The organism is Microcystis sp. BLCC-F209 (genome assembly GCF_041928595.1).
Classification (GTDB): Bacteria; Cyanobacteriota; Cyanobacteriia; order Cyanobacteriales; family Microcystaceae; genus Microcystis.
Genome location: NZ_JBHFLL010000244.1, coordinates 1 through 4,568, shown reverse-complemented (window position 1 = coordinate 4,568; position 4,568 = coordinate 1). Strand labels below are relative to the sequence as shown.

Genomic DNA, 4,568 nt, shown 5'->3' with positions numbered 1-4,568 from the left:
TCTTCGTTACTTGGTATGGTTCGATAGGGGGGCATAAATCGACTAAATCCTTATCTGGCAAGAGACTTAATTGATTAGTTCGCTCTAGAGCAAAAACAATTGACAAAAATCGCTAAATGCCTTTCTCTATAAGGGTTCCATCCCTTATAACCCCCGTCCATTGCATAACACAAACCGAAGAGCCATTAAGTGTGACATAATCACAGTTTCGCATTTAACCTTCATAAGATGGAATATGAATATCATTGACGCTTTAAATCTCAAAAACCCCCAAGATTACCCTTCTAGAGAAGCTTATCAGCAAGACGTTGTCAAAGCGGTACAGGTATTAATGCGTTTAGGTATTATGGATAGTCCCTCGGCCGATTTAACCGCTTCCCTAGACTCTATCCTTGAGAAATTACAAGAGGATGAACGGGAGCATCTCATTTATGCAAGTGAGTAATTATACTTATCTATAAAACTGGTTTCTAGCAAGGCTTTCAAAATAGCTTGACATAAAAACCTGATTTAGGGGTTACAAAGGTGAGATGCTCCCGGATGAACTGGCTATCTACGGTAGAAAACGCAGTAAACAAGAAATTATCGCCGATTTAAAGCAAGTTAATAGTGAAATTGTCGAACTCGATCGAGAAATAGCTGACTTAGAATGGCAAATTGCCCTCAAAAAAGCTGAAATATCTGTTAATGAGGCATCTTAGGGTTTTTTATCTTGATTCTGTTTCGGTTTCTCCAAACTGAGCGCAATAATCATCCGCACTAATAAACTTCATCGTGAGTCCCAATTGACTCCAAAAGAATTGCCTGTTTCTGCTCATATTCAACGAATTTAAAGACAATTCTTAAATCATAGCCCACACTACAAGCATAAGAGTCTTTAAGCTCCCCTTTTAATTTGTGTGTTCTTAATCGAGGTTGAAATGGATCTACGGATAATAAAGCTAAAGTTTCTTGGATATTTTGAGCTAAAAAAGCCTGTTTTTTCACAATTTTTCGAGCATTTCTAATAAATATATTGGAGCGTAATAAAACAAAATTCACGAAAGGATTTCCTCCATGATTTGTTCAGGTGTCAGGGGTTGACATTGACCTTGTGCAAATTCTTGTTGAGCTTCTTGAACATCTCTAAACAACTCTGTTCTTTTTTGATCTCGAAGACGATTCTGTAAAATATGAATGAGATTTTCTTGATCTTCAAGGGGAAGTTGCTCGGCTGCTTCTAGAATCTCTGCAAAGGTTGTTTGTATTGCCATTTTCTTAAGGGGCGATCGATTAAACTATCTAGAATTTACAATCAAGGCTAAAAATAGCGAGAGTTACCGCATAACCATTCATTATATCGATATTTTTTGTCTAGTCAACCCAGAGAACAAAAAAACAGAAACTTGACCTATATTCACTGGGTAGAGAATGTTATCTAGAAACATTCCCGACATTTCCGAGAATGGCCAAGGGTTGCTGATTTTTTTCTTAACCACAAAGAGACAAAGGACACAAAGAGAGGGAGTAAGGGATTTCCACCACTCTCAGAGCGCCAAGAGAGCCGAATCATCTAAGGACTAATATGAATTTGACTGAGAATATAACGCAAGCGATCATAATCATCTTTAAGTAAAACACTTAACTGTCTGCCTACATTCACTAACCATTGTCGATCGGCTTGACGCAATTGATACATCTGACGGATAGAAGCAGCTGCCAAAGCTTCCACGGGAGTATTTTTGACCTGTAATAAAATTCGTAAAAAGTCTAATTGTTCACTAAAATAAACCACTTCTAACGACTCACATTGATAAACCGCCTGATGAATTTGTGGGGGACGGGGAGGAATATATTGATAGATATAACCTCGCCCGGCACCATTGCCATTAAATTGTCCGGGTAAGGTTTCAAAACCGACAATAGTTGCCCGAAATTCCGTTTTTAACATAGCGAAAATCTGCGGCTGTTGTTCCCGCAATTCAGCCAAAGATAACCCCAAAGCTCTAGCGCGATGTACCGAATCGATGGGTGCAGTGGTGGCAAAGGTGACAATCCCAAAAATCTTATTACCCGTTTCTTCATCGTAGGCTTTCACCCAACTACCAAAAGCAGGCATAAAAGGGAAGTTTAACTCCTCTGGTTCCAAACATTGCGCCAAAAACTCGGTCGTCGTCGTCTCGATAACTTCGGCGATATGATCGGGATGGCGGTTATCCGTGGCCAATTGCGGTAAGGGTGGACGCATGGTTATTTTTTGCCTTTAGCCGGGGCAATAATTACTTCTTCTAATTCCGAGAGATTAAAGGTGACTAACTTATCCCAGTTACCCCCCTCAAAAAGAACGGCCACTTTCCCATCGCTTAAACGCTGGGCTAAACCTTCAAATTTATAATAGGTATCATCGGGATTGGTGACTCGAACGGTACTACCTGGCAAAATCATAGGATTGACGACGAAATTATAATTACTGTCTCTTAGCTTATCAAAAATTAGTGATCAGGGAGTCGTGACTTACCCCTACCTTCTGTTATCCTTCTTAGGCAATACGTCCCTGTTCTCTACCCGATCAGGCGATCGCAATTCGTTCCTCAGGCGACAATTGTTGTACTGCTTAAATAAGCTGTTCTAAAGTTAAGGGAATGGTTCCCATCGATTTTGCTTTAATAATTTATAATTTGCTCTATTCAACCCTCAACCCCAGCCACAGGTGAGCGCACTAACTCGTAGGGTGAGCTTTTCGATAGCGTAACTCACCAATTTAATAATAAAGTTAGTGCGTGGGGCGCCGATTGTTAATTTGAGTTTTTATCAGAAATTATCGCCGCAAACACGCACCCTACAAGATCGGTGTACTGCTAGGCAGTGCCTTCGGCATCGCACTATTGAGCATTCAGGTTTCTGAGAATTTTTTGTGCTAAAAATTCTTTGATTTCTGTATGTCGTGGTACAGCTTCAATCACCCCAGTTTGAGGGTTAATCCAAAGAGAATGAGATGCACCCTCTCGCTTAAGATAACAACCAGCTTTCCGCAACTTTTTTTCTAATTCTTGACGTTTCATGGAATGGAAATTGTCTCCTCGATCGCTTCTTTTGGTAGTCCTCGACGAATATCAGCTAAACGATCTTCAAAAATTAGTTGAATAGCACTTTTTAAGCTTTCTTTGGCTTCTTCAATGGTTTCTCCTTGACCATTTGCACCTAGTACTTCAGGACAAATCGCCCAGTATCCCCCTTCTGTTGCTGCTTCAATGATGGCGGTAAATTCTCCTTTCATGACAATCTCCTTTGATAATTTATGAATTATTCGATAATTTATGAATTAGCGTGCTGCTACGCAGTGCCTTCAACATCGCACTCTCAACCAAAATATCACAAGATCACGACACAAGATTAGAGCATCATAGGGATGATGTTGGGTTGAGTACCCATCACCCAACCTACAAGATCAGGCGATCGCACTGATATTGATTGAGAAGAAATAACAATAAATTGTTCAGGAGATAAAATTACATTTTCATAAGTAAAACCACCAATGACTTTAGGATTAGAAATCATTAAATCAATAGCGTATGCTTCAGGATTAGGATAGCATTCAACTATTGCACCAATTGTTCCTTTAGGAATGATTAAATCTGAAAAATCGGCGGTTATATCTATTAAAGTTTGAATCGAATCATTAATTTTTGCTTTCATTATGTTTTGCTCTTTAGCTGTAAAATTCTAACCAGTTTGTAATTAATCTAGGAATAATTTTACCTTGATCTATTTGCCAGATTGTGATTAAATTTCCTTGCCCCCCATTAAAACCTTTGATCCTAATTGTAACTTTTAATCTCATACCATAGGGATTATTTTTGCTTTTATAGGCTGGTGCATAAGGTAAAATTTGACGAATTTGTTGAATTATATCTTGAGTTGCAATTTGACGGCCTTCTTGAGTTTCAACAGAATAACCTATCATGGCAAATCCCATCCATTTTCCTTGATTTTGAGGGTTGTTAGGTTGCAATGAGTAATCGGTAAACTTTCGCAATTCTATTTCGGCTTGATCTGCATTTGGTAAGGGATCTCCTTCTTTCCAGCTAATACTCATATTACAATCTTACAAATGCTCTGAATCAAGCTCTGGGATTAGAGTATCATAATTTCAGAGCATAGGGTTAAGATTCCTGATTATATGAGCAAAGATAATAAAAATCATTCGCAGTTTGAGCTAAACGAAGTGCCACCCAACCCATAACATGAAGAATAATCGGGGGATGATGTTGGGTTTCCGTTGTCAACCCAACTACAAGATCTCATTTTAGCTGAAACAATCCACTACAAGATGGGCGATCGCACTGAAGATGATATTTGACCATAATCGCCCTTCAACCCCACCGATAAGCGATCGCTATCCACCTCACCTATAAAATATAAGTAGGTAGGCGTTAAAAGTTGTCAGACACCCCCCTTATCAAGCTATCCCTTATAGGGATCTTTCTTAACAATTTTTGCAGTAAGCACTCCAACCCTTATCCTGACTTGATTTCAGTTTTTTCTTTGTCAGTAAGGGTGTCAACAAGGAATATTACAAATTGTTAACC

Annotated in this window: 10 protein-coding genes; 2 read left to right on the top strand and 8 right to left on the bottom strand. The window is 39.0% G+C overall.

Features of this window, described 5'->3' with window-relative positions:
• Positions 1-235 precede the first annotated feature (235 nt).
• Together ACE1AQ_RS15620 and ACE1AQ_RS15615 are read left to right on the top strand one after the other, a co-directional pair.
• Positions 236-445 (top strand): hypothetical protein, encoded by a 210-nt coding sequence (locus tag ACE1AQ_RS15620; protein WP_253257710.1) that lies wholly within the window; start codon positions 236-238, stop codon positions 443-445.
• 85 nt (positions 446-530) lie between these two features.
• Positions 531-701 (top strand): hypothetical protein, encoded by a 171-nt coding sequence (locus tag ACE1AQ_RS15615; RefSeq protein WP_172456638.1) that lies wholly within the window; start codon positions 531-533, stop codon positions 699-701.
• A 58-nt stretch (positions 702-759) separates the two neighbouring features.
• Here ACE1AQ_RS15615 and ACE1AQ_RS15610 read toward each other — a convergent pair whose 3' ends face one another.
• The 8 genes from ACE1AQ_RS15610 to ACE1AQ_RS15575 form a co-directional block, all read right to left on the bottom strand.
• Positions 760-1,041 (bottom strand): type II toxin-antitoxin system mRNA interferase toxin, RelE/StbE family, encoded by a 282-nt coding sequence (locus tag ACE1AQ_RS15610; RefSeq protein ID WP_008207104.1) that lies wholly within the window; start codon positions 1,039-1,041, stop codon positions 760-762.
• On the bottom strand, positions 1,038-1,253 hold the full coding sequence (locus ACE1AQ_RS15605; protein ID WP_002782275.1) for a hypothetical protein: 216 nt from the start codon (positions 1,251-1,253) through the stop codon (positions 1,038-1,040). Before ACE1AQ_RS15605 ends, ACE1AQ_RS15610 begins: the two co-directional genes overlap by 4 nt.
• Positions 1,254-1,552: 299 nt before the next feature.
• Positions 1,553-2,227, bottom strand: a complete 675-nt coding sequence (locus ACE1AQ_RS15600; protein ID WP_002759297.1) for an HAS-barrel domain-containing protein — start codon at positions 2,225-2,227, stop codon at positions 1,553-1,555.
• Positions 2,228-2,229: 2 nt separating this feature from the next.
• Positions 2,230-2,424, bottom strand: coding sequence for an NAD(P)H dehydrogenase subunit NdhS (locus tag ACE1AQ_RS15595; protein ID WP_002759298.1), 195 nt, complete (start codon positions 2,422-2,424; stop codon positions 2,230-2,232).
• A gap of 437 nt (positions 2,425-2,861) precedes the next feature.
• Positions 2,862-3,041 (bottom strand): type II toxin-antitoxin system HicA family toxin, encoded by a 180-nt coding sequence (locus ACE1AQ_RS15590; RefSeq protein ID WP_002782277.1) that lies wholly within the window; start codon positions 3,039-3,041, stop codon positions 2,862-2,864.
• Positions 3,038-3,256: a type II toxin-antitoxin system HicB family antitoxin gene (locus tag ACE1AQ_RS15585; RefSeq protein ID WP_004163690.1), complete on the bottom strand. Its 219-nt coding sequence runs from the start codon at positions 3,254-3,256 to the stop codon at positions 3,038-3,040. The genes ACE1AQ_RS15590 and ACE1AQ_RS15585 overlap by 4 nt, the downstream gene beginning before the upstream one ends.
• Before the next feature lie 116 nt (positions 3,257-3,372).
• Positions 3,373-3,675 carry a hypothetical protein gene (locus ACE1AQ_RS15580; protein ID WP_110544611.1) on the bottom strand — a complete coding sequence of 101 codons (303 nt, stop codon included), beginning with the start codon at positions 3,673-3,675 and terminating at the stop codon, positions 3,373-3,375.
• A gap of 13 nt (positions 3,676-3,688) precedes the next feature.
• On the bottom strand, positions 3,689-4,075 hold the full coding sequence (locus tag ACE1AQ_RS15575) for a DUF6883 domain-containing protein (protein WP_108935384.1): 387 nt from the start codon (positions 4,073-4,075) through the stop codon (positions 3,689-3,691).
• Between the last annotated feature and the right edge of the window lie 493 nt (positions 4,076-4,568).

Bases quoted from the DNA above. Each gene is read 5' to 3' on its own strand.
- ACE1AQ_RS15620 (WP_253257710.1), top strand. From the start codon at position 236: ATGAATATCATTGACGCTTTAAATCTCAAAAACCCCCAAGATTACCCT.
- ACE1AQ_RS15615 (WP_172456638.1), top strand. From the start codon at position 531: ATGCTCCCGGATGAACTGGCTATCTACGGTAGAAAACGCAGTAAACAA.
- ACE1AQ_RS15605 (WP_002782275.1), bottom strand. From the start codon at position 1,253: ATGGCAATACAAACAACCTTTGCAGAGATTCTAGAAGCAGCCGAGCAA.
- ACE1AQ_RS15600 (WP_002759297.1), bottom strand. From the start codon at position 2,227: ATGCGTCCACCCTTACCGCAATTGGCCACGGATAACCGCCATCCCGAT.
- ACE1AQ_RS15595 (WP_002759298.1), bottom strand. From the start codon at position 2,424: ATGATTTTGCCAGGTAGTACCGTTCGAGTCACCAATCCCGATGATACC.
- ACE1AQ_RS15590 (WP_002782277.1), bottom strand. From the start codon at position 3,041: ATGAAACGTCAAGAATTAGAAAAAAAGTTGCGGAAAGCTGGTTGTTAT.
- ACE1AQ_RS15585 (WP_004163690.1), bottom strand. From the start codon at position 3,256: ATGAAAGGAGAATTTACCGCCATCATTGAAGCAGCAACAGAAGGGGGA.
- ACE1AQ_RS15580 (WP_110544611.1), bottom strand. From the start codon at position 3,675: ATGAAAGCAAAAATTAATGATTCGATTCAAACTTTAATAGATATAACC.
- ACE1AQ_RS15575 (WP_108935384.1), bottom strand. From the start codon at position 4,075: ATGAGTATTAGCTGGAAAGAAGGAGATCCCTTACCAAATGCAGATCAA.